The 24,969-nt window shown below is 45.1% G+C and carries 28 protein-coding genes; 16 read left to right on the forward strand and 12 right to left on the reverse strand.

Annotated features, from left to right (window positions below; all coding sequences use genetic code 11):
• Positions 1–71 precede the first annotated feature (71 nt).
• Positions 72–806: a tRNA pseudouridine(65) synthase TruC gene (truC, locus tag KI743_RS09430; RefSeq protein WP_150895919.1), complete on the reverse strand. Its 735-nt coding sequence runs from the start codon at positions 804–806 to the stop codon at positions 72–74.
• Positions 806–1,120 carry a YqcC family protein gene (locus tag KI743_RS09435; RefSeq protein ID WP_285466126.1) on the reverse strand — a complete coding sequence of 105 codons (315 nt, stop codon included), beginning with the start codon at positions 1,118–1,120 and terminating at the stop codon, positions 806–808. The genes truC and KI743_RS09435 overlap by 1 nt, the downstream gene beginning before the upstream one ends.
• Positions 1,121–1,207: 87 nt before the next feature.
• Here KI743_RS09435 and KI743_RS09440 point away from each other — a divergent pair, with 87 nt between their 5' ends.
• Both KI743_RS09440 and KI743_RS09445 read left to right on the forward strand, forming a co-directional pair.
• Positions 1,208–2,245: a DUF3549 family protein gene (locus KI743_RS09440; protein WP_150869132.1), complete on the forward strand. Its 1,038-nt coding sequence runs from the start codon at positions 1,208–1,210 to the stop codon at positions 2,243–2,245.
• Between the two features lie 70 nt (positions 2,246–2,315).
• A complete protein-coding gene (locus tag KI743_RS09445) occupies positions 2,316–2,624 on the forward strand; it encodes a DUF3301 domain-containing protein (protein ID WP_150869133.1) in 309 nt (102 codons plus the stop codon).
• Here KI743_RS09445 and KI743_RS09450 read toward each other — a convergent pair.
• Positions 2,569–3,114 carry a GNAT family N-acetyltransferase gene (locus KI743_RS09450; protein ID WP_032551693.1) on the reverse strand — a complete coding sequence of 182 codons (546 nt, stop codon included), beginning with the start codon at positions 3,112–3,114 and terminating at the stop codon, positions 2,569–2,571. The two genes, KI743_RS09445 and KI743_RS09450, sit on opposite strands and share 56 nt — an antisense overlap.
• Positions 3,115–3,816: 702 nt before the next feature.
• On the opposite strand from KI743_RS09450, the gene KI743_RS09455 reads away from it, so the two are divergent.
• The 3 genes from KI743_RS09455 to KI743_RS09465 all read left to right on the forward strand — a co-directional run bounded on the left by KI743_RS09455 (position 3,817) and on the right by KI743_RS09465 (position 5,358).
• Positions 3,817–4,107: a hypothetical protein gene (locus tag KI743_RS09455; RefSeq protein ID WP_032551692.1), complete on the forward strand. Its 291-nt coding sequence runs from the start codon at positions 3,817–3,819 to the stop codon at positions 4,105–4,107.
• 3 nt (positions 4,108–4,110) lie between these two features.
• Positions 4,111–4,554, forward strand: coding sequence for a YaiI/YqxD family protein (locus KI743_RS09460; protein ID WP_150869436.1), 444 nt, complete (start codon positions 4,111–4,113; stop codon positions 4,552–4,554).
• 78 nt (positions 4,555–4,632) lie between these two features.
• Entirely contained in the window at positions 4,633–5,358 is a 726-nt protein-coding gene (locus tag KI743_RS09465) for a MipA/OmpV family protein (RefSeq protein ID WP_285466127.1), read from the forward strand.
• Positions 5,359–5,475: 117 nt separating this feature from the next.
• Here the strand turns inward: KI743_RS09465 and KI743_RS09470 are convergent, their stop codons facing one another.
• The 3 genes from KI743_RS09470 to KI743_RS09480 all read right to left on the reverse strand — a co-directional run bounded on the left by KI743_RS09470 (position 5,476) and on the right by KI743_RS09480 (position 7,836).
• A complete protein-coding gene (locus KI743_RS09470) occupies positions 5,476–7,062 on the reverse strand; it encodes an AbgT family transporter (RefSeq protein ID WP_032551689.1) in 1,587 nt (528 codons plus the stop codon).
• Positions 7,063–7,449: 387 nt separating this feature from the next.
• Positions 7,450–7,575: a type B 50S ribosomal protein L36 gene (gene ykgO, locus KI743_RS09475; RefSeq protein ID WP_005380299.1), complete on the reverse strand. Its 126-nt coding sequence runs from the start codon at positions 7,573–7,575 to the stop codon at positions 7,450–7,452.
• Entirely contained in the window at positions 7,576–7,836 is a 261-nt protein-coding gene (locus KI743_RS09480; RefSeq protein ID WP_150869137.1) for a type B 50S ribosomal protein L31, read from the reverse strand.
• Positions 7,837–7,956: 120 nt separating this feature from the next.
• Here KI743_RS09480 and tsaA point away from each other — a divergent pair, with 120 nt between their 5' ends.
• The 6 genes from tsaA (at position 7,957) to KI743_RS09510 (ending at position 12,404) form a co-directional block, all read left to right on the forward strand.
• Positions 7,957–8,652, forward strand: coding sequence for a tRNA (N6-threonylcarbamoyladenosine(37)-N6)-methyltransferase TrmO (gene tsaA / locus KI743_RS09485; RefSeq protein ID WP_285466128.1), 696 nt, complete (start codon positions 7,957–7,959; stop codon positions 8,650–8,652).
• Positions 8,653–8,752: 100 nt separating this feature from the next.
• Positions 8,753–10,471, forward strand: coding sequence for a proline--tRNA ligase (locus tag KI743_RS09490; protein ID WP_285466130.1), 1,719 nt, complete (start codon positions 8,753–8,755; stop codon positions 10,469–10,471).
• Between the two features lie 196 nt (positions 10,472–10,667).
• Positions 10,668–11,336, forward strand: coding sequence for a tellurite resistance TerB family protein (locus KI743_RS09495; RefSeq protein ID WP_285466131.1), 669 nt, complete (start codon positions 10,668–10,670; stop codon positions 11,334–11,336).
• 119 nt (positions 11,337–11,455) lie between these two features.
• Positions 11,456–11,659 carry a YaeP family protein gene (locus tag KI743_RS09500; protein WP_032551682.1) on the forward strand — a complete coding sequence of 68 codons (204 nt, stop codon included), beginning with the start codon at positions 11,456–11,458 and terminating at the stop codon, positions 11,657–11,659.
• A gap of 2 nt (positions 11,660–11,661) precedes the next feature.
• Entirely contained in the window at positions 11,662–11,853 is a 192-nt protein-coding gene (locus tag KI743_RS09505; protein WP_285466132.1) for a DUF4250 domain-containing protein, read from the forward strand.
• 221 nt (positions 11,854–12,074) lie between these two features.
• Positions 12,075–12,404, forward strand: coding sequence for a hypothetical protein (locus KI743_RS09510; protein WP_032551679.1), 330 nt, complete (start codon positions 12,075–12,077; stop codon positions 12,402–12,404).
• Positions 12,405–12,696: 292 nt separating this feature from the next.
• On the opposite strand, the gene glyA is transcribed toward KI743_RS09510, so the two are convergent.
• Entirely contained in the window at positions 12,697–13,947 is a 1,251-nt protein-coding gene (gene glyA, locus KI743_RS09515) for a serine hydroxymethyltransferase (protein WP_285466133.1), read from the reverse strand.
• A gap of 346 nt (positions 13,948–14,293) precedes the next feature.
• Between glyA and KI743_RS09520 the strand changes: the two genes are divergently transcribed.
• The 3 genes from KI743_RS09520 to KI743_RS09530 all read left to right on the forward strand — a co-directional run bounded on the left by KI743_RS09520 (position 14,294) and on the right by KI743_RS09530 (position 17,589).
• Positions 14,294–14,896 (forward strand): YitT family protein, encoded by a 603-nt coding sequence (locus tag KI743_RS09520; protein ID WP_285466135.1) that lies wholly within the window; start codon positions 14,294–14,296, stop codon positions 14,894–14,896.
• A gap of 129 nt (positions 14,897–15,025) precedes the next feature.
• Entirely contained in the window at positions 15,026–16,528 is a 1,503-nt protein-coding gene (locus KI743_RS09525; RefSeq protein ID WP_285466137.1) for a winged helix-turn-helix domain-containing protein, read from the forward strand.
• A 143-nt stretch (positions 16,529–16,671) separates the two neighbouring features.
• Complete coding sequence (locus KI743_RS09530; protein ID WP_285466139.1) at positions 16,672–17,589, forward strand: hypothetical protein; 918 nt, start codon at positions 16,672–16,674, stop codon at positions 17,587–17,589.
• A gap of 120 nt (positions 17,590–17,709) precedes the next feature.
• Here KI743_RS09530 and treC read toward each other — a convergent pair whose 3' ends face one another.
• The 5 genes from treC to gmhB all read right to left on the reverse strand — a co-directional run bounded on the left by treC (position 17,710) and on the right by gmhB (position 23,042).
• On the reverse strand, positions 17,710–19,401 hold the full coding sequence (treC, locus tag KI743_RS09535) for an alpha,alpha-phosphotrehalase (protein ID WP_285466141.1): 1,692 nt from the start codon (positions 19,399–19,401) through the stop codon (positions 17,710–17,712).
• 66 nt (positions 19,402–19,467) lie between these two features.
• Positions 19,468–20,892, reverse strand: a complete 1,425-nt coding sequence (gene treB, locus KI743_RS09540; RefSeq protein WP_285466142.1) for a PTS trehalose transporter subunit IIBC — start codon at positions 20,890–20,892, stop codon at positions 19,468–19,470.
• Between the two features lie 193 nt (positions 20,893–21,085).
• Positions 21,086–22,030, reverse strand: coding sequence for a trehalose operon repressor TreR (gene treR, locus KI743_RS09545; protein WP_285466144.1), 945 nt, complete (start codon positions 22,028–22,030; stop codon positions 21,086–21,088).
• A 77-nt stretch (positions 22,031–22,107) separates the two neighbouring features.
• Positions 22,108–22,446, reverse strand: a complete 339-nt coding sequence (locus KI743_RS09550; protein WP_285466146.1) for an MliC family protein — start codon at positions 22,444–22,446, stop codon at positions 22,108–22,110.
• Positions 22,447–22,490: 44 nt separating this feature from the next.
• Positions 22,491–23,042, reverse strand: a complete 552-nt coding sequence (gene gmhB, locus KI743_RS09555; RefSeq protein ID WP_032551763.1) for a D-glycero-beta-D-manno-heptose 1,7-bisphosphate 7-phosphatase — start codon at positions 23,040–23,042, stop codon at positions 22,491–22,493.
• 216 nt (positions 23,043–23,258) lie between these two features.
• On the opposite strand from gmhB, the gene metN reads away from it, so the two are divergent.
• Both metN and KI743_RS09565 read left to right on the forward strand, forming a co-directional pair.
• A complete protein-coding gene (metN, locus tag KI743_RS09560) occupies positions 23,259–24,293 on the forward strand; it encodes a methionine ABC transporter ATP-binding protein MetN (RefSeq protein WP_150869146.1) in 1,035 nt (344 codons plus the stop codon).
• Positions 24,283–24,960 carry a methionine ABC transporter permease gene (locus tag KI743_RS09565; protein ID WP_032551667.1) on the forward strand — a complete coding sequence of 226 codons (678 nt, stop codon included), beginning with the start codon at positions 24,283–24,285 and terminating at the stop codon, positions 24,958–24,960. The genes metN and KI743_RS09565 overlap by 11 nt, the downstream gene beginning before the upstream one ends.
• Positions 24,961–24,969 lie beyond the last annotated feature (9 nt).

Below are 24,969 nucleotides of genomic sequence, written 5' to 3' on the forward strand. Positions count from 1 at the left end.
TTTCTTAAGTTAATAAAAAGGGCTGATAGTCTTCCACTATCAGCCCTTTACTTTATTTTGTAGTCAGCGATTTACTTCTGCGCAACTAACTCAGTATCCCACTCAAACTGCCTAAACAGGTTCAGCCAAGTCTCATCTAAACTCGCTCTCATCACCACCTCTTGCTGAGTAAACGGGTGAATGAAGCGTAGCTCTGAAGCGTGCAACAGAAGACGGTGCGAATCGAGATTCTCTCTAAATAGTCGATTGTGCTTACCATCACCATGCGAAGTATCCCCGACAATTGGATGTCTTAGGTGGGCCATATGGCGACGCAGCTGATGCTTTCGACCTGTCTTTGGCAACATTTCAACTAAACAGTAACGACTGGTTGGAAAGCGCCCTGTCGAATACGGCACTTCTACTTTGGCGAGAGGCTCATAGACAGTGATCGCCTCCTGTGCCTCTTTATCTTCTTTTGCGAACTTGTCAGCGATCTTATCCAGTTCAACCTTAAGTGCGTAATCTAGGGTATCACCCTCTTCTATCCACCCACGAACGATCGCATGATAGGTTTTCTGCATCTCATGGTTCGCAAACATCGGCATCACCTCAGAGGCAACTTCACTCGATAAAGCAAAAACGAGCACGCCCGATGTCGGCCTATCTAAACGGTGCAGAGGGAAAACGTGTTGACCAATTTGATCGCGCAGCGTCTGCATAACAAATTGTGTTTCATGCTTATCAAGCCACGATCGGTGAACCAACATACCTGCAGGCTTATTGACCGCGACAAAATACTCGTCTTGATAGATGATCTCTAACATTAAGCACATACCTCATCAATCTGCTTGATCGTCACTAATAGTTCACTCTTGGATGCATCATTTTTCCACACTTCAACAAAGTAAGGAGCCATTGAGAAACCTTTGGGCAGTGCTGCACCTGACGCGATCATCGCCTTGATTCGAGCAATGAATATCCACTGAAGCCACTGTTCAGGCTCTAGCGTATCAATAGCAAAAGGCTGCGTGCTCGCCAGTGCTTCATCGTTAGGTGGCACCTCACTCCATAGCTGTGCGTGTTGTAATTGCAGCTCCAACTGCTGAAGCAAAGAGAATAACTGTGTGGTTGCCGTCATTTTTCACCAAGTAATTTATCGCATGACCTTGAAATTGGGCCATAGAGTACCATCTATTGGGGAAAGAAAGTTAGGAGCTTATTACTGATGGAAACAATTCACACGCTCACCCAGCTGTTGAAAAATAGCGGCTGCCAATATGAAATCTACGATCTTGGCCGTCGAATTCAAAAAGTCGACAACGATCTATTTGCCGATGTTGAACAAGGCATGCAGCCCTACCCGTTCCCATTACAAAAACAGGCACACCTAGCAATCAGCTACTGGAACGAACAGAAACAGCCTTGGATCTGGTTTCTAAAATTTAAGCTCGATGAGCGCGGCCTATTGAGCCAAGCTGATATCGGTAACTTCTTAAAATTCGTACTGGAGGCAATGGGCACTCGTCTAAGTGGCGATATGAGTGAAGAGCAGCAGCAAAAGCTCTCTAACAACCCATATACCTTTAAGCCATCAGAAGACAAAATGGCGGTATTCCATAGCCAAGTTCGCGCTGAGCTATCACTGCCAACGAGCCAGTACTATGAGCATGCACAGCACTACTTTACGGGCGATCTTGGTTGGGAGAACTGGCAGACAGTGGGCTTGCAAGGCATCACGGATATGTGTGCTCGTTTAGGCGATAAGCAAAACGGCGTTGCCATTCGTAAAGCCCTTCGCAAACTGCCTTCTGAACCACTTTATGCCACCCTTGGTGCACTTGAACACGCCACTCTTAGCGATAAGCTTGCAGAGCGTATTCAAGAGATGGCTGACGACCAGATCAACAGCCAAGATCCAGATCTATTCTTACTGTCTGCATTAGTTCGTGCTCTATCAGGCGCTGACTCTTCAATTGCAAAACAAGTCGTCAACAGCGTACTGGCTAGCCCAAGACTGAGTCACCAAGAGGTATTGATTGGTCTTGCAGGAAGAGGCTGGCACACATTACAAGACGCGACAATCGCAGAGCAGTTCTTGCTTCGCCTTGCCCAAACAGGCAACCAGAACCTATTCAATCAGCTGTTTGCTGACCTTGTGATGATCCCAAGCTTACGAATGGTATTCTTACCACTCTTAAACTCAAACCCATCACCAGAACTGGCTAATGCTTTGATTAAGCTACAACAAGCTGCAAAAGCCTAATCAATTCAAGCTTTGTGAAGATTGAATACAAGCATTAAAACCGGATTGATACAAAAGGACGTGTTGAAGAATGATAGATAATTTATTGGGGATTCTGTTTCTTTGTTTCTTTTGCTTTCTGTTTTGGCAGCAACGCCGACAGTCAGAGCTTGCTAAGGCGGCGATTGCGAGAAAATGCAAAGAACTCGATCTTCAGTTGCTAAGCGTGGCATTCAGTGGTCACAAATTAAAAATGCGTCACGAGTTAACCACAATTTGGCGCTGGCACACCGTATATCAGTTCGAATTCTCTGCTCTAGGTGATGACTGCTACAAAGGCAGTCTTACCATGGTTGGCTTTCGCGCGATGCGTTTTGAGCTACAGCCTCATAGAATGTGATTTTCTTTTCGCTAAGCTCCGAGTAACGATATTCGTGGTAGGGACCAAATTCATCTTGCTTGGTTCCTGCAAATTCAAAGCCTAGCTTGTCTAGCAATTTAATGGAGGGGTTGTGAGTGACATTCACTGTTGCCACAACCTCATTCAGATCCGCTTCAAATCTCGCCATATTGAAGAAAGGTTTCGCCACTTCGCTGGCAATACCTTGATTCCAAAAGCGCTTGTCTAGAATAAATCCCAGCTCATAACGACCTTCGCTGTGAGAGATAAAGATATGTCCCATATATTCGCGAGTTTGGTTATTAAGAATGGCGCGGGCAAAGCCTTCTTGATCAGATAAAATGTGCTGAAACAGACGCTTTGCTGATGAGATGGTATGAGGTCCATTCATTTCTGCTCGATTTACCGGACAACAGTTGAGCTTGATAAAATCAAGTTCTAGCTGCTCGGTATACGGCACGATTAAAGTTCTTGCAGTCGCAATCGTCATATCACACTCCTTGTGTGGACAATATTGAATTTGAATAGATAAAGAAAAGCCCCGACACCGAAGTGTCAGGGCTAGGGTCTTACTCGCAGCAGTCCGGCTACTAATTAATGCTCCATGCATCATCCATAATAGTGGCTGTAATCCTTCAGCTCTTTCCTTTACTTCGCCGTCCTAGCGGTGTCCTATCATCCTGAAAGCTAACAATCCTCGTTAGCGCACATCACTTGTTCCGTGAGCGGTGTCCTTTACATCATCCTGATGTTGTTCCTAACCTTTATCCTAAAGGTGTCCATTGCCAATCCGTTGCAGTTAATGTCCTATCAACTGTCGTATCCCTACAATGTCCTTACGCTCCATGCTTGATCACTCATCCTAAGTAACCAAATCTTCATCCTGAAGATAACCAAATCCTTGGTGCTTTCCTGTTCCGTGTCAGACTCCTTCCGACAAGGTTTAATTTACGCGATTTAGGATTTCGGACAATAGATTTGCATCACACTTTGAGTTCAACCAAGTTGTTAACTATATAAAACAATTAAAATTCAACACCTTAACTATATGTATATCAATTTCTCTAAAGAAGTATTCGCGTTATCTCACAACGTTTGTAAGAGATCTCTCACAAGCGAATGTCGCTTTTAGGATTCGCTATCCACAGCTTGAGCGAGTAACATACAGAGAGATGACGTTATGGAGGTTAATATGCTAACGAAAGATGTCTCAGACGAGCTAAAAAGTGTTCTGGAAGGACTGCAAGCTCAAGGAAAAGAACCGACGGTTGCACTGGTCAAGGCACGTATGAGTACACCGGTGCCAATGCCGGCACTGATAACGACGATTAAAAGCTGGAAGAGTGCTAACCGAGTTCCAAAAGTCGAAGTCGCAGCTCCACAAGACAATGCCACCGACAAACTTGCACAACTCGAACAACAAGTGATCGCCCTTACTGAGCGTGTAACTCAACTTGAAGCAAAACTAGCAGAGAAAGAATAGATGATGAAGATTTGGGTTGATGCCGACGCCTGTCCTAAGGTAATTCGAGAAACCATCGTACGTGCCGCAGAGCGTACAGGCGTTGAGTGTACCTTTATTGCCAACCACGTAGTGCCTGTTCCAAAGCGCAATAACATTCACTCGATCCAAGTACCCAGTGGTTTCGACATTGCAGACAACGAGATCGTGAAGCGTACCGAAGCGGGTGACCTAGTGATCACATCAGATATTCCACTCGCCGATGAAGTCATAACCAAAGGTGCATTAGCGCTCAGTTCTCGTGGTGAGCTATATACTAAGGAGACCATCAAAGCACGTCTCAATATTCGTGACTTTATGGAAACCATGCGTTCTAGTGGTGTACAAACGGGTGGCCCAGCATCACTCTCACAGACGGATCGACGAGAGTTTGCCAACCATCTCGATCGCATTCTTGCTAAACGCTAAGCCACTCATAAATCATCTCTGAAATAAAATTCGCACTGCTCCGTTCTTATCTATTACGACAATAACGGAGTATTGCTTATGATGTCTCGCATCGCCCTTCCACTTGCCCTGGCTGTCACTGCCAGTTACCCCACTTTTGCCAGTGAAGAATATGGTATTGTGGGTGGTAGCCTCACTGTAGGTGAAAGCGTCTTTTCAACCAAGGACTCAACTCAAGTGGGTGCTACACCCAACCTTTTCTATTCAGGCCCTATCGGATTTGTTGACGGCAGCTTAGCCAATTGGCAGGTCTTACCCTATGTTGGTCTTTCTGGTCAGTGGCGCTTCGCCGAAGTGTCCGATACCTTTACCGACTTACCTAATGGTATTGAAGACAGAGACGGGAGTGGTGAACTCGGCTTAACACTCGGCACTGTTGGAGCGCGTGTAACTTTTCTGCATGATGTAACCTCAGAGCATGAAGGCTATGAAATTCAGCTGCACCTAGGACGCACACTGGATACTTTGGATTCTGCATTCACCCTTACCCCCTACTTTGAAGTCGACTATCGTGACGAAAAACTCTCAAATCATCTTTATGGGATAAGCGCAGCAGAATCGACCGCATCTGGCTTAGCCGCCTTTGATGCTGGCGGGACATTTGTTTATGAGGCTGGTGTGATAGGACTGTATGAGTTTACTCCTCACTGGATTGGTATCAGTAAGGCTGAGTTTATTCACCATGATACCGATAGCCCGCTTATCCAAAGAGATGTAGGTTGGTCGTTAGAGGTAGGTTTGACCTATCGTTTCGCAGGCCTGTAGTCTTGTGATACTCGCTATTAGCTCTTCTATAAGTTGTTTATAGCTAACTACGACATGAACAAAAAAGCCTGCACACTGTGCAGGCTTTTACATTCATCATGAATTTACGATTCAGTACTATGGCGTGTAGTAAGTTGCAGCGCCAGGACCTACAGGTAGACCGAATACGAATACCCATACGTAGAACATTAAGCTCCAACCAACGATGAATACAATCGAGTATGGAAGCATAGTTGCGATCAGAGTACCAATACCTAGGTTCTTCATGTAACGCGTTGCTACTGCAAGGATAAGACCGAAGTAGCTCATCATTGGAGTGATGATGTTCGTTGTTGAATCACCGATACGGTAAGCCGCTTGAATCGTTTCTGGTGCGTAACCAACAAGCATAAGCATTGGAACAAAGATAGGTGCTGTTACCGCCCATTGAGCAGAAGCTGAACCGATCATCAGGTTAATGAAGCCACACATTAGGATGAATGCGAAGAACAGCATTGGACCTGTTAGGCCGATGTCTTGTAGGAAGCTTGCGCCCGCTACTGCGAATACTTGACCGAAGTTCGTCCACTTGAAGAAAGCAACAAACTGAGCAGCGAAGAATACAAGTACGATGTACATGCCCATAGAAGACATAGACTTAGACATTGCATCGATAACGTCGCGGTCAGTTTTCATTGTGCCGGTCACTTTACCGTAAACGAAACCAGGAACTGCGAAGAATACGAAGATGAACGCTACGATACTCTTAAGGAACGGAGAACCTGCTACCGTGCCAGCTGCAGAACGTAGAACACCGTCTTCAGGAACAATTGTCCAAGCAAGAAGAGCTGATACTGCTAGAACTGCGATACCTGCTAGCTTAAGACCTTTCTTCTCAACGTCTGTCAGCTTGCCCATTGAATCGTTTGATAAATCTTCAGACGCTTCTTCGTCATTGTATTTACCCAGTTTTGGTTCAACAATCTTCTCAGTTACGAATGCACCCGTAATTGCGATGAAGAAAGTAGACACAAACATGAAGTACCAGTTTGACTCAGGACCAACTGTGTAAGTCGGGTCGATCATTTGTGCTGCTGTTTCTGTAATACCAGAAAGCAGTGGATCAACCGTACCGATTAGAAGGTTTGCAGAGTAACCACCAGATACACCAGCGAATGCTGCAGCTAGACCAGCAAGAGGGTGACGACCTAAAGAGTGGAAAAGCATTGCTGCAAGTGGGATAAGTACCACGTAACCAAGCTCAGAAGCTGTGTTAGAAATGATACCTGCGAATACCACAGTTACAGTAACCATACGCTTAGATGCGCCCATTACCATGCCACGCATCGCAGCAGATAGTAGACCAGAGTGCTCAGCAATCGCTACACCTAGCATTGCAACAAGCACAGTACCTAATGGCGCAAAGCCAACAAAGTTTTTAACGAGATTCGTTACGATAAGTTGTAAGCCTTCAGCATTAAGTAAGCTTACAACGTGGATCATGCCGTCTGCAGCACGACCAGGGGCACCTTCTGGACGAGGGTCCATAACAGACACTTCAAAGTAACCAGCGATACCTGAAGTAACTAAGATTGCGACACAGAAGATTGCGAAAAGAGTGATCGGGTGGGGTAATAGATTCCCCAAATACTCAACACCATCGAGAAAACGGGTAAAAATAGGTTTCTTTGGCGAGTTGTTTTTTATTGAAGCTGATGAACTCATCAGTTCCCTCCTTGTAGTGATTCCTATGCAAATGTGACAAAAATGTTCAAATTGCAGGCGCAGAGTACTCGACAAAACAGTCAATTAGAAATGCAAAATGTTACAAAGTGTGTAATAAATCATATAAATTAACGTCATTCGAACAAAAAATTAGCAAATAACACCAATTTAAATACAAATAACAGATTAATAATTCATATAAATACATTCATTCTGTTTATACGTCGTACCCTAACTACTTGATTCAACTGCGACTAAAATTACTCCGTACGATAAAAAACCTTCTAAAATCGTTAAAATGCTCGCTAGAGAAAGAGATCACTGCCTAATAATGAAAAATGTGACCTCATCTCCGATTTTTACATGCTTTTCACATGCCATTGACGCTTACTTTTGCACCGCTTTGAATCTTGGATTGGTTTTGCAAATTACATAAAGGCGCCCTCTTCGCTTCACGATTTGGCAATCAGGGTGACGACTTTTAGCGCTTTTTAGAGATTTAACGACTTTCATTTACTTCTCTCCTTTGCTGAATTGACCAAAGCGACGTGTAAAGTTCGCCACGCGACCTTCTTTATGGATCACACGCTGCTTGCCGGTGTAGAAAGGATGTGATTTCGACGACACTTCAATCGTGAAGTACGGGTAAGTGTTACCATCTTCCCACTCAATAGTGCGATCCGTTTGCAGGGTCGAACCAATTAGAAAATACTCATCAACACTCGTATCGTGAAAAACAACAGTACGGTACTCAGGGTGAATATTCGGCTTCATTTCTTTACTCCATCATTTAATTGTTATGATATAACATTGCAAATGATAATCATTATCAAAAGAAACACAAGCGGTTTTATGATATTTTTGCCACAAATCGTAAGTTGAGACGCCCAAAGTATGTACACAATTGAGCCTATTGGTTTTATAGAATCGCCATATAAAGAGAAGTTTGCCGTACCTAGACAGCCAAGGTTAGTGCCTTCAGCACGTGCTCGCGTCAAACTATCGGGAGCCGCGAACTGCTTAGAGTCAGTGCGAGAAATAGAACAATTCAGCCATATTTGGTTACTGTTTCTATTCGACCAAAACTTACAAGCGGGCTGGAAGCCTACGGTTCGACCACCACGCTTGGGCGGCAACGATAGAGTTGGCGTGTTTGCTTCTAGAGCCACTTTTAGACCAAACGGTATCGGCATGTCAGCGATAGAGCTTAAGAGCGTCACGCAAGAGAAAGGCCAAACTTACCTAGAATTGGGCAGCGTTGATTTGGTTGATGGCACACCAATTATCGACATCAAACCCTACATCCCCTACTCCGATTCCATTCCGGATGCACAGGGAGGGTTTGCAGCCGAAGAGCCAGAGGTGTTAGAGGTTAACTTTTCACAGCAGGCACAAAGCAAACTGGCACAGCACCCAGAGGCGCGTCATATTATTCAGGTGATCAAAGAGGTATTAGGCCAAGATCCTCGTCCTGCCTATAAGAAAGGCAAGCCAGACTCCAAGGAATATGCAGTAAATTTGTTCGATCTGAACGTGAAATTCACTGTTGAGGCACTTTTCATCAATGTTACTGACATTGAACGCTTTTGAGATCCCAAATAGGCTGATATTATATGCGGCTAAATCGGATTTATTGTGGCAAAAGCTGCAGTGAATTTTCTTTAATTTATGATGAAACGGATACCATAGAATGCGTACCAGTAACTATCTTCTTTCTACTCTGAAAGAGACTCCAAACGACGCAGAAGTTATCAGCCACCAGCTGATGCTACGTGCAGGTATGATCCGTAAGCTAGCTTCAGGTTTATACACTTGGCTACCTACCGGTCTGCGTGTACTGCGTAAAGTCGAAAACATCGTTCGCCAAGAGATCGATAATGCAGGTGCAGTTGAGACTTTAATGCCCGTAGTGCAGCCGTTTGAACTATGGGAAGAGACTGGTCGCAGCGAAAAAATGGGCCCAGAGCTACTTCGCTTTACTGACCGTCATTCACGTCCGTTTGTTCTTAGCCCAACAGCTGAAGAAGTGATCACAAGCCTAGTTCGTAACGAAGTAAACTCGTACAAACAGCTTCCTCTGAATCTATACCAGATTCAAACTAAGTTCCGTGACGAGCGTCGCCCACGTTTCGGCGTAATGCGTGCACGTGAATTCAGCATGATGGATGCGTACAGCTTCGATATCGACAAAGCAGGTCTAGAAAAGTCTTACCAAGCGATGCACGATGCTTACTGTAAAGCATTCGACCGCATGGGTCTTGAATACCGTCCAGTACTAGCAGACTCAGGCGCCATCGGTGGTAGCGGCTCTCAAGAGTTCCACGTACTAGCAGAAAGCGGCGAAGACCTAATCGCATTCTCAACAGAATCTGATTACGCAGCAAACATCGAAAAAGCTGAAGCACTTGCTCCAACTGAAGAAGCTGCTGCACCAACTCAAGAGATGGAACTGGTTGATACTCCAAACGCGAAAACTATCGCTGAATTGGTAGAGCAACACGGTCTAGCAATCGAGAAAACGGTTAAGACTCTATTCGTTAAGGCTTCTGATGAAGTAGATGCAGACATCATTGCTCTAATCATCCGTGGCGACCACGAACTGAACGAAGTGAAAGCGGAAAACCTCCCACAAGTTGCTTCTCCACTAGAGATGGCTTCTGAAGAAGAGATCCGTGCACTCGTTGGCGCTGGCCCAGGTTCACTTGGCCCTGTAGGTCTAGAGCTACCATTCATCGTTGACCGCTCTGTTGCTGTAATGAGCGACTTTGGCGCTGGTGCAAACGTAGATGGTAAGCACTACTTCGGTATCAACTGGGGTCGTGACGTTGAGCTTGCTCAAGTAGAAGATCTACGTAACGTAATCGAAGGCGACCTAAGCCCATGTGGCCAAGGTACACTTCAGCTTAAGCGTGGTATCGAAGTTGGTCACATCTTCCAACTGGGTAACGTTTACTCAGAGGCGATGAACTGTGGCGTGCTTGGTCCAGACGGTAAGAACGTTATCCTTGAGATGGGTTGTTACGGTATCGGTGTATCACGTGTTGTTGCTTCTGCAATCGAGCAGAACCACGACAAATACGGCATCATCTGGCCAGACGCACTAGCACCTTTCCAAGTTGCTATCGTTCCAATGAACATGCACAAGTCTGAAGAAGTGAAAGCAGCAGCTGAGAAGCTATACGCTGAACTAACAGCTATGGGTATCGAAGTACTATTCGATGACCGTAAAGAGCGTCCAGGCGTAATGTTCTCTGACATCGAGCTAATTGGTATCCCTCACACTATCGTGATTGGCGACCGCTCAATGAAAGAAGGTAACTTCGAATACAAGAACCGTCGCGAAGGCACTAAAGAAGCAATCGCAATGGACTCAATCGTTGAGCATGTAACTGCTCAGTTTGCTAAATAAGCTAATCATTATCGATTGAATCTATGTTCGTTTTGAACATCAAAAGGCTGCCATATGGCGGCCTTTTTTGTACCCCTCGTCTTCTCCCCTCTCTCCTAGGCTGAATGTAAATCATTGTAAGTTAATCCTCTGTTCATCTTCGGGAACGTATAGTGAATCTAAAGACAATTCCAATGTGTTTATTTCTGGAGGTTCCATGGATATTAAAAGTTTACTAAACCAAGCATTACAATCGGATCTGGTAAAACAAGGCAGCCAAAAGCTCTCTCAAGGCTCCTCCAGCTTAAGCGGGCTGACTCAAGACAAAAGTAAACTCGGTGCGCTCGGTGCAGGAGCCATTGGTGGTGGTCTATTAGGCGCGTTAATGGGGTCTAAGAAAACCAAGAAAATCGGCAAAAAGGCGGTTGGTATTGGCGGCGCTGCAGCACTCGGCGCTTTAGCTTATAAGGTGTATAACGATTACCAAGCTAAACAAGGCACACCGGACTCATCTCCACAAGCGACCTTTGATGAACAAGATTCTAATCATAATCTGCTGATCCTGCGCTCAATGATTGCCGCCTCAAAAGCGGATGGCCACGTTGATGAAGAAGAGATGGCGAAGATAGAACAAGCGGTTGAAAATATGGGTGCAGACTATCAACTGACCAAGCTTGTCTCTGAAGAACTGCATAAACCTTTAGACCCAAGTGACATTGCGCAGCTAGCCACCAGCCCACAACAGGCAAGTGAAATCTATCTCGCTTCGTTGATTGTGGTGGATGAGCAGAACTTCATGGAGAAAGCGTACCTCAAAGAGCTCGCTCGCCAGTTAAACCTAGCCGATGAAGTGAAACTACAGCTAGAACAACAGGTCACCGTTTAACCTCGTAAAATGAGATCTTGAGCAAGAACAAACTAAACTGAATATTCGTTGAATGCACTTTGTTTTTGCTTTTCTCTGTGTGTATATTGAGAGAAGTTATCATTTAGTTAGGTATAGAAATGAAAGTATACGATTGTTGTGATTTAGTTCGTGAGCTTTACTCTCAAATCGGCAGTGGCGATCAAGGCTACATCCCTCAAGCTATTACATGTGCAGTGAAAACACTCAACGATTTAGCCGCAGACGAGTCTTTGCCACGTGAAGCACGTGAACGTGCCGCTTTTGCTGCAGCAAACTTGTTGATCTCTGATTTCGAGGACTAGGCATGAACTTAGCGAATTTTGAAACCATGGATCCTGTGATGCTGATGAGCATCGTAAACATGAAGCTACGTGACGACTTCTCTGGCGACCTCGATAAACTCGCTAACTTCTTCGATATTGATAAAGCTGCACTCGAAGCAAAACTCGCGACCGCAGGCTTTGAATTCCTACCAGAAGCGAGACAATTTCGATAAATCTTCGTATCGTCTAGATTGATAAAGGCCAACCTCGTGTTGGTCTTTTTTATTGGCGCGAGTTAAAAGCAAAAAACTTATTATAAATTATCGATTTGCACCTATACTTTTATATCTTTACATCTACTTACGCTCCTTGAGTCGAAGCCTGTCGTTGTAAAAGCTACCCGAAGCAGGAAGCAAAAATCGTCGCTAAAAAGAATAAAGGTGAAGGATTAACAATGAAAAAACTCGGACTTTTTACTGTATTCGCAGCAACACTCATCACTGCAGGTTGCGCTTCCAATACTCAACAAGACAACTTTCGTGAAGCCTCTTTTGAGCTCTGCAATACAGAAGTCGATCTCTATTCAGTGAGTCATGATGAAAGAGTTCGTATTGTCTGTTCAGATGGCTCCAAGTTCGCCCTAAGTAATGAAGATACTCTAGAAATCATGCGCGATATCAACATCGACTATTGTGATGGCGAAGGCTTAGGTCAATTCAGCGAAAGCCGCCATTATTACTCATTTAAATGTAAGTCAGGCACCCTACTCAGTATCAAAAAGTAGAATCAGTCCCCGAACTACCCCAAACACAAAAAGGCTCCTATCAAAGGAGCCTCTAGTATCAACGTTTTTCAAAGTAGTTGTTTGAAATACTAGGAGAGCACGCGGAGCTTACGAATGTAAGTGAGCATGCTCGACAACGCAGTACCTCAAAAACTAAAAAGGCCCCTATAGAAGGAGCCTCTAGCATCATCATTTTTCAAAGTAGTTGTTTGAAATTCTAGGAGAGCACGCGGAGCTTACGGATGTAAGTGAGCATGCTCGACAACGAAGTTCAAATTACTACGAAGAAAAATTAAGCATAAACTGGTAGACGCTTACAGATTTCTAGCACTTTTGCTTTTGTTGCTTCGATAACAGACTCATCACCCATGTTATCTAGGATGTCACAGATCCAACCTGCTAGCTCTTTCGCGTCTGCTTCTGAGAAACCGCGGCGAGTGATAGAAGGAGAACCGATACGGATACCTGACGTTACAAACGGGCTACGTGGATCGTTTGGTACTGAGTTCTTGTTTACTGTGATGTTTGCTGCACCTAGTGCTGCATCTGCTTCTTTACCTGTGATGTCTTTGTCGATTAGGTCAACTAGGAACAGGTGGTTCTCTGTAGAACCTGAAACGATGTTGTAACCGCGAGCGATAAACTCTGCAACCATTGCTTTTGCGTTAGCAACTACGCGTGCTTGGTACTCTTTGAACTCTGGCTCTAGAGCTTCTTTGAACGCTACAGCCTTACCAGCGATAACGTGCATTAGAGGACCACCTTGGCCGCCAGGGAATACTGCTGAGTTCAGCTTCTTGTATAGGTCTTCGCCTTCGTTAGAAAGGATAAGACCACCACGTGGACCTGCTAGCGTTTTGTGCGTTGTTGTTGTAACAACGTGCGCGTGTGGTACTGGGTTCGGGTAAACGCCTGCCGCGATTAGGCCAGCTACGTGAGCCATATCTACGAATAGGTAAGCACCTACTTTGTCCGCGATTTCACGCATGCGTTTCCAGTCACAGATTTGAGAGTAAGCAGAGAAACCACCGATGATCATCTTAGGCTTGTTCTCGATAGCTAGCTTTTCCATCTCTTCGTAATCGATTTGACCAGCTTCGTCGATACCGTAAGGGATGATGTTGTAAAGCTTACCAGAGAAGTTTACTGGAGAACCGTGAGTTAGGTGACCACCGTGCGCTAGGCTCATACCTAGAACTGTGTCGCCTGCGTTCAGTAGCGCCATGTATACAGCGTTGTTCGCTTGAGAACCTGAGTGAGGCTGTACGTTCGCGTACTCAGCACCGAAAAGCTCACATGCACGCTCGATTGCTAGAGTTTCAACTTTATCTACGTACTCACAACCACCGTAGTAACGCTTGCCTGGGTAGCCTTCAGCGTATTTGTTTGTTAGCTGAGAACCTTGAGCTTCCATTACACGTGGGCTTGTGTAGTTTTCTGAAGCGATTAGTTCGATGTGTTCTTCCTGGCGAAGAGTTTCTTCTTGGATAGCTGCGAATAGATCCGCATCGTAATCAGCGATGTTCATGTCACGCTTAAGCATCTGTATCTCCTGACTCAGATTGTACTGAAAGTTTCAAAAAAACCACATAACGACCGAAAGCAAACGTTTTCGTCACCGTTCTAATGGGACGCATCATACATAATTTGATCTAGGTCATAAAGAGCTAATTGCAATTTTATCATGCAGTTTTTTCATAATGACATATAAGCTTCATCATACTTATGCGACACATCGCATCAGCACGCGACTTACTGTCAAGTTTTCGCTTTACACCCTGTAAAACGAATATTACATAGGTTTACCTTAATTTTGTGTCTCAAGCTACCGAAAATGCATGTTTTTCTCTACTATGCTCGCCTTTATTGGCTAGGTAATTATTAAAACGATGGAAAAACACTCACGTAAAGAAGATTGGGTTGCCATTCTTACAGGCACCTTCTTAGTTGCACAAGGCGTCTTCTTTTTACAGTCTGCTCAACTGCTTACTGGCGGTACCACAGGCTTGGCTCTTCTATTGAGTCAATTTCTACCTGTCACCTTCGGTGCGCTTTACTTTATCGCAAACTGTCCATTCTATATATTGGCGTGGAAACGTTTTGGACGTAATTTTGCCATAAGCAGTGCTTTTTCCGGTGCTTTAGTGTCTGTTTTTGCGGATCATCTGTATTTAGTCATCTCTCTTGATGCCCACAATGAAATTTACTGTGCGATTGCTGGCGGCCTGCTCATGGGGCTAGGTATGCTGATTCTATTCCGCCATCGCTCAAGCTTGGGTGGCTTCAATGTACTGTGCCTATACATCCAAGACCGTTATGGCATCTCAGTAGGTAAGACTCAAATGGCTATTGATGCCTGTATCCTAGTTGCGTCGTTCTTCTTTGTATCACCTTGGATCATCGCTGTTTCGGTACTTGGTACTGCGGTACTGAACGTCGTGTTGGCGATGAACCACAAACCTACACGATACTCGGTTAGCTACAGTTCATAGACTTGTTGGTTAGCGCTCACTTTCTCGATTTTGAGCCAGAATAAAGTTAGTGCTTTTATCCGGGATACTTAGCTGCTTTTTATAAACAAAGCAGCTAAAATCGTCTGCTTTTATGAAACACGGTTTCCTATGCAAGACTTCCTCGCTGCTGCTCAGGCTAACAATACCTCTATCGTCATTGCCGATCTGGTGTACAACCCTAGTACCCGTGAGTTAAGCACACCTCAAGAAGTCATCAACCTAGAGCCACGCTCAGTTGAGCTACTGGAACTGCTGTTACGTCATGTTGGAGAGCCACTCTCAGCTGAGCTGATCATCCAAGAGATTTGGCAAAGCAGCTTTATCTCTAAAAACGTTCTGACTAATCGAATCAGCACACTGCGTTCAATACTGCAGAAGCACCTCCCAGACAGCGACGCCACTAAAATATTAGTGACCTACCCGCGCAAGGGCTACTTCCTCAATCCTAGCTCTGTGCGCCTAGACAACGCTGAAATCGAAGACAATGTGAAACCAAAACCGAAGCATAACAAAACGGCTTCAAAGCCACCTTGGTTATGGTTGGTGACGCTCGTGTTACTCGCGAGCACCATCACGCTTGGCTATCTGTTGTGGCAATCCCCAAATCAGAACTCTGAGCTTACCCGACAGCAACGTCTAATTCCAAAAGTCGAACTATTGCTTAGCCGCATCGATGCCGTCGGTGATAACGCTAGGCAATATCGAGCGTCTATTAAAGCCCTATTGTTACAACAGCAGATCGAATACTCCTACACAGATCTCGCGAATCAAGATGCACCGAGTTACTTCGTCGATCCAATAGACAATTCCCCGTTCTTCCCGGGCGCAAAAAACATGCGTACCAGCGATTACCTCTTAAACATTCAGTTGAAAGATCAAGATGTCGACTCTCGCCTTGGCGCTCAGGTCAGCCTAATCTACCCAAGTTCGGGCAAACTGGCCTTTCGTGGCGTCTATACCCTCGATGTTGATAGCCTTAGTGACAGCCTGATGGAAATAAATCGAGATCTCGCAGACTACTTCGCGTTACCTAAGCCAGGAATGCCACATTGGTCTATCGATAACAGTCAACTTAGTGCGTTACTGACTAAGCAGTTTATTGATTTAGAATCTATTGAGCTTAACTGCATGAATTCAACCCTGATGGCTCGCCACCTCGCGCTGTTCGAAACTGACCATCAGCGTTTATTCCGTTTTACCAACCGAGTGCAAACCCATTTTAAGTTGCTTCCAGACGAGCTCAAACTGTGGCTTGGCGTCATCCATTTTAAGCTGCGCGATCTACCAACCGCCAAAGAGCTACTCACCAATCCATCTGGTCACTCGAGCATTGAGAATGCACTCATCTATATGATGATCTCTCACATCAGCTTTCAACAAGGCAACCTCGATAACTTCCGTTTGAACTACATGGAATCTTTAGTCGCTCTATTAAGGGTTATCCCTTCCGAAGAACTGTTTTCTAGGCTGTCGCAGCCGGAGTCAAAAGACACCTGCCTGCAACCTTGGAGCAGCCTAAAGCTGAGTATCAAGGAGCCTTTGATCATCAAACAATGGGAAAACCTAATGATTAACTACTGCACCTCAGTAGGTGAAGAGTTCGCCAATTAAAAAATATAAAAACTTTAAAATCATAACTTTAAATATAAATTAAGATCTCATGTGACTTCGTTTTTTGCCCTCTAAACAACCAAAAACCTAGTATTCCGAGCAGTTTCGGCAAGCCTTGCCAGTTCACTTTAGGAATACTCAACATGAATAAAACTCTGACTCTACTTACCGTTTCATTGGTTGCTCTATATGGCTGTGGCGGCGGTGGCTCTTCTTCAGGCTCATCAACTGGAAACCAAAAAGGTCCAGACAACCAAGCAGACTTTCCAATCAAAAACGCGCAGTTTGCGCCTAAGCACAGTACAACGATGAACTATGAGTTAGAGGCTGATGGTCAACCAGAAGGCAATATGTCTATGCTCTACATGCCATTGAGCCCAGACGAACTCATCAAACACTTACAAGAAACCCCTGATAGCGAAGCATTACTAAAAGTTGTTCACGACCTTCGTAACTATGGCGTCACTCAGTTCTACCTATCTGAAACCATCATTGATGATGATATAATGACAGCGGACTATACGTTTTACTTTGCAGGCACCGACAGCGCCCTTCATGAAATCACTGATACCTACTTTATCGATAGCCAGTACATCACAACCATTATGCGCAGCAGCCCTCTGTTCCGACTAACTGGTGCAGATGTAAAAGAGAGCAACCCTATCATTGATATTAGTGAAGAGACGGTATCCATCCAAGCAACCCTAGATGGTGAAGCTGTGATTAATATGCTGACTGACTTTGACGATCACCAATGGGTAAAGAACCTGCCTGCTAATGACTCTTGCAGTGTGGTGTGGCAACAACAAATCAATGAAACGGGTGTAAGAAAGAGCTTCACCGTTTCTGGAAAATCCATCGAAGCAGCCAACCTGACCGAAACCAACGAATACTACTTAAATTGCGACAGCGTGGATGACTCAATGCACTTCTCTAGCACAACTGAGCGTTGGTTTAACCCAAGCATTGGCCTTCTAACGCAAATCGAACTTCTCAATGCAGAAGGTGCGGTGATTACTGAAGAGAAAGCGACCTTGACGGCAATTAACCAAGCCTCATAAACAAACGGTTAAAGATATAAAAAAGAAAGGCTTTGAGGAGCACCGCAAAGCCTTTCTTGGACATCGAGCCCCTACCCTATCTAGGTGGGGGCCTATTTAGGGCAAGCCTATGGCTCAATATTACGCTTCGTTATCGATCAACAGAATGCGCGTCTCATATGGACGCAGTACTTGGTGATGAGATGCCGCTGAGTTTTGAGTATCCGTATAGTTAGACAGTAGAGTCTTAGCGCGATTCATCGCAAAGCGCTCAGGAAGCACACACTCAGTCTCTTCACCGTAATAGTTGTTGATACATAACAGAGTTTGGGTTTCAGTCTGGCGAACATACGCAAAAATGCTTGAGTGCTCTGGCAGCAAGTCTTGATAATCACCATCGGTAATAACAGGCACTTCTTTGCGTAACTCAATCAATTTTTTGTAGAAATAGAACACTGAGTCGGAATCTTCAACTGCCTCTTTGGCATTCACTTCACGGTAATTGCTTGCGACTTCAAGCCAAGGCTGAGCCTTTGAAAAACCAGCATAATCCGAAGTATCCCATTGCATTGGGGTACGAGAGTTATCACGAGATTTCTGCGCCAGAATTGCCATCATATCTTGGTGTGAAACGCCTTGCTCGTTCACCATCAGCTGGTAGATATTGGTGCTTTCGACATCACGGTACTGAGTAATATCTTGGTAGCCCGGGTTAGTCATGCCAATCTCTTCGCCTTGATAGATGTATGGCGTGCCTTGCATCATATGTACTGACGCCGCCAACATCTTCGCAGATTCAACTCGGTAGTTCTGATCGTCACCCAAACGGCTTACCACACGAGGTTGGTCGTGGTTACACCAGAAAAGTGCGCCCCAACCTTTACCGTTGAGTCCACTCTGCCAATGGTTAAAGATCGACTTCAGCTGTAAGAAATCAAACGGCGCTTTGGTCCACTTTTCGCCATTCGGGTAATCCACCTTCAAATGGTGGAAATTGAACACCATTGATAACTCTTTATTATCTAGGCTTGAGTATTGCTGACAGTGCTCAAGGGTTGTCGATGACATCTCACCAACCGTTACGCTGCCGTACTTTTGGAAAACCGCGTCGCTGATTTCTTGCAAGTATTCGTGAACTCGTGGGCCATCCGTGTAGAAACGACGACCGTCACCAATCTCATCGTTGGGGAAATCTTGCTGCTTAGAAATCAGATTGATGACGTCTAAACGGAAACCATCCACGCCTTTCTCCGCCCAGTAACTGATGATCTCTTTGACTTCACCACGAACCTTAGGGTTTTCCCAGTTTAGGTCGGCTTGCTCTTTCGCAAATAGGTGCAAGTAGTATTGGCCCGTAGCTTCATCTAGCTCCCAAGCATTACCACCAAACTTCGACTGCCAGTTAGTTGGTGCCTTGCCATTAACTGGATCTTTCCAGATATAGTAATCACGATATGGGCTCTCTTTATCGCCCAAAGCCGATTGGAACCAAGCATGGTGAGTGGACGTGTGGTTAACAACAATATCCATGATAATGCGAATACCGCGTTGGTGAGCCTCTGCCAACAATTGGTCAAAGTCCGCCATAGTGCCGAACTCTGGGTTTATCGCGTAGTAATCAGAAATATCGTAACCATTATCGACCATCGGTGATTGGTATACTGGCGTTAACCAAATGGCGTCTACACCCAGCGTTTTTAGGTAATCTAACTTTGATATCACCCCTTGAATGTCGCCAGTTCCTTTGGCGCCGCTATCGCAAAAACTCTTCGGATAAATTTGATAGATGGTTGCGGTCTTCCACCACATCGCATCGCTATTCTGATTGGTCATCTCTACTCACTTACAAAAAGAAAAATGGAGCAACAGTGACTCAAACAACTGTTGCTCCCAATAAAATTAAGCACTTACTGCTGTTAACTCACCCTTAGCCTGCGCTCGCTTGTAGAAAAACAGTGTCAGGACGATTGGAACTGCAATCGCAACTGCCAGTGCCAACAGATAAACCGTCCAGTATTGAGGCTGAATCGAAAGGATGCCCGGCAAGCCGCCTACACCGATACCATTCGCCATCACTCCAGCGCCACCACAAATTGCAGCTGCTGCAGCACTACCTAGCATTGCACTCAGCATTGGGAACTTGTATTTCAAGTTGATGCCGTACATCGCAGGCTCTGTAACACCCAAGTAAGCTGAGATTGCAGCTGGGACTGAAATGTCACGCTCGCCTTCGCGCTTGCTCAAAATAATGATGCCGACAACCGCAGATGCTTGAGCCACATTTGAAAGAGCAATTAATGGCCAGATTGGTGTACCGCCAAGCTCTTGCATCAGTTGTAGGTCTACTGCGTTGGTTGTGTGGTGAATACCGGTAATTACCAGTGGTGCGTATAGGAAACCAAAGATTGTTGAACCTAGAATCGCAAAGTCGCCCGTCATTGCTGCCTTAGCTGCGAAAGCAACGCCGTCACCTAGTACACGACCAAATGGGCCGATGAACGCGTGAGCCAGAATCACTGACAGAATGATAGATACGAATGGCACAACCACTAGATATAGGTAAGCCGGAACAATACGTTTGAGGTTGGTCTCAATGAAGGCCAGCGCGACACCTGCGAGCATGGCCGGAATCACTTGTGCTTGATAACCGACTTTTTCAATGACAAACAGGCCGAAGTCCCACACCTCTGGTGCGGCTTTACCTATCATGTAGGCGTTCATTAACTGTGGTGAAACCAAGGTGACACCAAGCGTGATACCTAAAATCGGTGTACCGCCCAGTTTCTTCACTGTAGACCAACATACGCCAACAGGTAGGAAGAAGAAGATCGCTTCGCCAATCAGCCATAGGAAGGAGTGAACCGTAGCCCAAAACTGGCTAAGCTCAACCAGAGTCTTACCATCGAACATACGAATGTCGCCGATGACATTACGAAAGCCCAGGATAAGGCCACCAGTGATAATGGCAGGAAGCAGCGGTACAAAGATTTCGGCAAGGTGTGAAATACCGCGCTCTAGCACATTCATGTTTTGACGAGCTGCCAACTTCGCCTCATCTTTCGACGATTCCTGTTTGCCGGTCTGCTCAATGAGTAGCTTGTAGACCTCATCGACCTCAGTACCAACCACAACTTGGAATTGACCTGCGTTGGTAAAACACCCTTTTACTAAGCTCAGTTTTTCCAACTCAACTTTGTCTGCTTTGTCTGTGTCGTTCAACACAAAACGTAAGCGAGTTAAACAGTGGCTAACGCTTGCGATATTGTCACTACCACCCACTAACTCAATAAGCAGCGTAATGTCTTGCTTCGCTATCTTACTCATACTACCCCACCCTGGTTCTCTTCGTTCTACACTCAAATTCAAATGAATTTGTTATTAATGGGAACATTCCCACAGATTGGTAAGTATAATGCCTGCATGATTATAAAATTGAAATGGGAACAATCCCATTAATTGAATAAGATCACACTCTTCAGTTTAGTAAATAGACCTAGTTCACCCTAGAAATAAGGGGCTAAACGATGGGTTTTTGGGTGTGATGAGAGATAGGTGTTTGGCCAACTAATTGAGATATCAATAATTTAGCAGCTAAAGCACCCGCCGATTGATAACCCGGATCAATACTAAATACACGTGGGAATAAAAATGAAAGTAGATCGTTGCCACCGACCCCGGTGACCACCACATCTTCACGTTGCAACTCTTGCAGACGCTTGATCACGCCAAGTGCCAATGTATCACTTGCACAAGCAATCGCTTGGGTCGTAGAAGTAAGCACTTGATCAACCAATTGGTAAGCACTCTCATGGTGTAGAGCACCAGTCTGGTAATTCGGCTCAATGTTATTTTCACCACACCAGTTTAGGTAGGCATTCAGACGCAGTTCACCGGTCGATTTATCACTAGGGTCAACACCGATAAAGCCAATGTCTGATAAACCCTGCTCTTTCAAATGCGCGAGAGCAGTGCCAATCACCTGCTGGTTATCGTAGTTAATCGAGGTGACATTCTCGGTATCTAATGCAATAACAACCGCGCGATGTTCCCACGATTCGATGGCCTCGATGTCACAATCGGTAAAGCCAAACACAATAATGCCATCGACATTACGCTGCTTAAGAACCTGAAGGTGCTCATTGGCTTTCTCGCGATCGAACAAACTCTCCATGATCACCACATCGTAGCCAGCTCGATACAGCTCCTCGAGCATAGTACTTACGGCTTTATTCTCTGAAGGGGAATCTAGACGAGAGATGATCACGCCAACCACTTTTTGGCTGCCGCCACGCATCGATTGTGCAGATTTAGAGGGAGTATAACCCGACTCCTGAATCACTCTCTCTACTCTTTCACGCGTTTCTGGCTTTACTTTGGGATCATTAGTGAGAACACGAGAAACCGTTGATTTGCCAACACCTGAAAGCTTTGCGATATCGAGTATAGTGAGTTTTTTTTGCATGGAGTCTTACATAGTTGTTTAGATAAAAAACGACAAGTGACTGCTTTTAAAGCCGCTTGTCGTCATGGAGTAGTAAATTATTGAATACGGCAGTTACGGTAAATAACTCGCCCTAGCTCAAGCCTGGCGTGCTCGCCTTTGGTAAACAGGGTAATACCATTCATCAGCTCTGCGGTACCATCATCAAGAATGTATTTAGTACCAGAAGCCGAAACCACTTGTTTAAGCCGATACTGATTATCAGGGAGGCGCAATAACGCTTTCTGATCACCATACGCAATATCAAAAGTCCGCTCAGATTCACATTGATAAGTGATGTATTCATCGTTGGAGAGACCTTGCTCAACCACCGCTGACTGAGAACACCCCACAAGTGTTGCCAATACCATAGCACCAACTGTAAATTGTCTCTTCATAACCCCCCCTTTTCGATTACAACAACCCAATTACTGTTGTTGAATTAACGCTTCAAGTAAGCTGGCACGTCTGCAATGCTATCTAGGACCACGCTTGCTAAGGCTTCACCTTTTTCAGTTACTGGTTTACCTGTTCTAACGAGCACTTTAGTGCCAACGCCCGCAGCCTCTGCTGCCATCATATCTTCCGCTTTGTCGCCAATCATCACTGACTTCGCCATGTCGATCTTCAAGAAATCGCGCGCAGAAATGAACATTCCAGGCTTTGGCTTACGACAATCGCAGTCTTGCTTATATTCGCCAATACCGTGCTCAGCATGATGTGGACAGTAGTAAATGCCATCCAGCTCTACGCCATTGTCTACAAAGTTCCAGTCCATCCATTGAGTTAACGATAGAAAGCGGTCTTCGCTAAACATACCGCGAGCAATACCTGATTGATTTGTCACCAATACTAAAAGATATCCCATGTCCTTGAAGGCTTTTGCCGCTTCAAAGACGCCGTCGATATACTCGAAATCATGCTCATCATGCACGTAACCGTGGTCTACGTTAATTACGCCATCACGATCTAAAAATACAGCCGGTTTTGACAAAATTTGGTTCTCAATCAACTCTCTATTAATCACTAATTATTGCACGCTTTAGTAGCTTCATCACCTGCTAATTACAGAGCTCGATATAGATATTTTTACGTTTAGACGTCTAGACGTAAAAATATCTATTGACTTAGATCACGTTACGCCATAGCATCGTCTGTAAATCGAACGAACTATCAACATATTATTCTGTTCACCGTTACAGGTTTATTTATGATTAAAGTGAATCAAGTCAACAAGGTTTTCTATCAAGGCACTAAAGAAATCAATGCCTTAATAGACATTAACCTTCACATCCCTCAAGGTCAGATCTTTGGCGTTATCGGCTCATCAGGTGCAGGTAAAAGTACACTGATCCGCTGCGTAAACATGCTAGAAGCACCAACCTCAGGTGAAGTGATTGTTGATGGCGTGGACCTCACAAAGCTAAGCAAATCAGAGCTAAGTGAAGCACGACGCAATATCGGTATGATTTTCCAACACTTTAACCTGCTTTCTTCTCGTACCGTGTTCAATAATGTTGCACTACCACTAGAACTTGCCGGTACAGACAAGGCAATCATAGAAGAGAAAGTGAGCCAACTGCTTGAACTTGTTGGCCTTGCAGACAAGCGCGACAGCTACCCATCAAACCTAAGTGGTGGTCAAAAGCAGCGTGTTGCTATTGCTCGTGCATTGGCGTCTGACCCTAAAGTGCTACTGTGTGATGAAGCGACCAGCGCACTAGACCCAGCAACAACTCAATCTATCCTTGAGCTACTTAAAGAGATCAACCGCAAGCTAAACATCACAATGCTATTGATTACGCATGAGATGGACGTCGTAAAGAGCATTTGTCATGAAGTTGCGATCATCGGCGGTGGCGAATTGGTAGAAAAAGGCACCGTTGGCGACATCTTTGCACACCCTAAAACAGAGCTGGCGCATCAATTTATTCGCTCAACGCTCGATCTTTCTATTCCAGAAGATTACGAAGCGAGACTGCAAACAACACGCGTTGAAGGTAGCTACCCTCTGGTTCGTCTTGAGTTTACTGGTGCAACCGTTGATGCACCGCTGATGACTCAAATCGCTCGTAAGTTCAACATCGACGTTAGCATCTTAAGCTCTGACCTCGATTACGCCGGTGGCGTGAAGTTCGGCATGATGGTCGCAGAACTTTTCGGCACAGAAGCAGACGACAACGCAGCAATCGAATTCCTACGTGAACACAATGTAAAAGTAGAGGTACTTGGCTATGTCCTTTAATGAGATCACAGATTGGTTGAGCCTAAACGGAAACCTACTACTTGGCGCAACTTGGGAAACGCTATACATGGTAGCCGTTGCTGGCATCGTGGGCTTTGCTGTGGGTATTCCACTGGGCGTTATTCTGCACACCACTAAAAAAGGTGGCTTGCTAGAAAACACCAAGCTAAACAAAATTCTTGGCGCGATAGTGAACGTGGGCCGTTCTGTCCCTTTCCTAGTATTGATGGTCGCTATCATCCCACTCACTAAGCTACTGATTGGTACCTTTATCGGTACAACAGCAGCGATTGTTCCTCTAACTATTGGCGCAATCCCATTTGTGGCTCGTCTTATTGAAGGTGCGCTACTGGAAGTCCCAACTGGGCTTGTTGAAGCAGCACAATCTATGGGCGCTACGCCAACGCAGATCATCACAAAAGTTCTGCTACCAGAGGCGTTACCCACTATTATCAATTCAGTAACCATCACACTAGTGACCCTAGTGAGCTACTCTGCAATGGCAGGTACCGTGGGCGGTGGTGGTCTTGGTGACGTAGCGATTCGCTATGGTTTCCACCGCTATGATGTAACGATTATGGCTGTCACGGTTGTGATGCTGATTGTTCTAGTTCAAATCATTCAATCCATTGGTGACTCGATTGTTCGCCGTGTTGATCACAGATAAAAAGATGTA

The organism is Vibrio sp. D420a, from assembly GCF_030248625.1.
GTDB lineage: Bacteria > Pseudomonadota > Gammaproteobacteria > Enterobacterales > Vibrionaceae > Vibrio > Vibrio fortis_A.

What these genes read in the sequence shown, in the direction of transcription:
- KI743_RS09470 (WP_032551689.1), bottom strand. Translation starts at nt 7,062, where the DNA reads ATGAGTTCATCAGCTTCAATAAAAAACAACTCGCCAAAGAAACCTATT.
- metN (WP_150869146.1), top strand. Translation starts at nt 23,259, where the DNA reads ATGATTAAAGTGAATCAAGTCAACAAGGTTTTCTATCAAGGCACTAAA.
- KI743_RS09490 (WP_285466130.1), top strand. Translation starts at nt 8,753, where the DNA reads ATGCGTACCAGTAACTATCTTCTTTCTACTCTGAAAGAGACTCCAAAC.
- KI743_RS09520 (WP_285466135.1), top strand. Translation starts at nt 14,294, where the DNA reads ATGGAAAAACACTCACGTAAAGAAGATTGGGTTGCCATTCTTACAGGC.
- tsaA (WP_285466128.1), top strand. Translation starts at nt 7,957, where the DNA reads ATGTACACAATTGAGCCTATTGGTTTTATAGAATCGCCATATAAAGAG.
- treB (WP_285466142.1), bottom strand. Translation starts at nt 20,892, where the DNA reads ATGAGTAAGATAGCGAAGCAAGACATTACGCTGCTTATTGAGTTAGTG.
- KI743_RS09450 (WP_032551693.1), bottom strand. Translation starts at nt 3,114, where the DNA reads ATGACGATTGCGACTGCAAGAACTTTAATCGTGCCGTATACCGAGCAG.
- KI743_RS09440 (WP_150869132.1), top strand. Translation starts at nt 1,208, where the DNA reads ATGGAAACAATTCACACGCTCACCCAGCTGTTGAAAAATAGCGGCTGC.
- KI743_RS09480 (WP_150869137.1), bottom strand. Translation starts at nt 7,836, where the DNA reads ATGAAGCCGAATATTCACCCTGAGTACCGTACTGTTGTTTTTCACGAT.
- KI743_RS09495 (WP_285466131.1), top strand. Translation starts at nt 10,668, where the DNA reads ATGGATATTAAAAGTTTACTAAACCAAGCATTACAATCGGATCTGGTA.
- KI743_RS09525 (WP_285466137.1), top strand. Translation starts at nt 15,026, where the DNA reads ATGCAAGACTTCCTCGCTGCTGCTCAGGCTAACAATACCTCTATCGTC.
- treR (WP_285466144.1), bottom strand. Translation starts at nt 22,030, where the DNA reads ATGCAAAAAAAACTCACTATACTCGATATCGCAAAGCTTTCAGGTGTT.
- KI743_RS09530 (WP_285466139.1), top strand. Translation starts at nt 16,672, where the DNA reads ATGAATAAAACTCTGACTCTACTTACCGTTTCATTGGTTGCTCTATAT.
- KI743_RS09465 (WP_285466127.1), top strand. Translation starts at nt 4,633, where the DNA reads ATGATGTCTCGCATCGCCCTTCCACTTGCCCTGGCTGTCACTGCCAGT.
- KI743_RS09550 (WP_285466146.1), bottom strand. Translation starts at nt 22,446, where the DNA reads ATGAAGAGACAATTTACAGTTGGTGCTATGGTATTGGCAACACTTGTG.
- KI743_RS09445 (WP_150869133.1), top strand. Translation starts at nt 2,316, where the DNA reads ATGATAGATAATTTATTGGGGATTCTGTTTCTTTGTTTCTTTTGCTTT.
- ykgO (WP_005380299.1), bottom strand. Translation starts at nt 7,575, where the DNA reads ATGAAAGTCGTTAAATCTCTAAAAAGCGCTAAAAGTCGTCACCCTGAT.
- KI743_RS09435 (WP_285466126.1), bottom strand. Translation starts at nt 1,120, where the DNA reads ATGACGGCAACCACACAGTTATTCTCTTTGCTTCAGCAGTTGGAGCTG.
- KI743_RS09500 (WP_032551682.1), top strand. Translation starts at nt 11,456, where the DNA reads ATGAAAGTATACGATTGTTGTGATTTAGTTCGTGAGCTTTACTCTCAA.
- treC (WP_285466141.1), bottom strand. Translation starts at nt 19,401, where the DNA reads ATGACCAATCAGAATAGCGATGCGATGTGGTGGAAGACCGCAACCATC.
- KI743_RS09455 (WP_032551692.1), top strand. Translation starts at nt 3,817, where the DNA reads ATGCTAACGAAAGATGTCTCAGACGAGCTAAAAAGTGTTCTGGAAGGA.
- KI743_RS09565 (WP_032551667.1), top strand. Translation starts at nt 24,283, where the DNA reads ATGTCCTTTAATGAGATCACAGATTGGTTGAGCCTAAACGGAAACCTA.
- truC (WP_150895919.1), bottom strand. Translation starts at nt 806, where the DNA reads ATGTTAGAGATCATCTATCAAGACGAGTATTTTGTCGCGGTCAATAAG.
- KI743_RS09505 (WP_285466132.1), top strand. Translation starts at nt 11,662, where the DNA reads ATGAACTTAGCGAATTTTGAAACCATGGATCCTGTGATGCTGATGAGC.
- KI743_RS09460 (WP_150869436.1), top strand. Translation starts at nt 4,111, where the DNA reads ATGAAGATTTGGGTTGATGCCGACGCCTGTCCTAAGGTAATTCGAGAA.
- KI743_RS09510 (WP_032551679.1), top strand. Translation starts at nt 12,075, where the DNA reads ATGAAAAAACTCGGACTTTTTACTGTATTCGCAGCAACACTCATCACT.
- glyA (WP_285466133.1), bottom strand. Translation starts at nt 13,947, where the DNA reads ATGCTTAAGCGTGACATGAACATCGCTGATTACGATGCGGATCTATTC.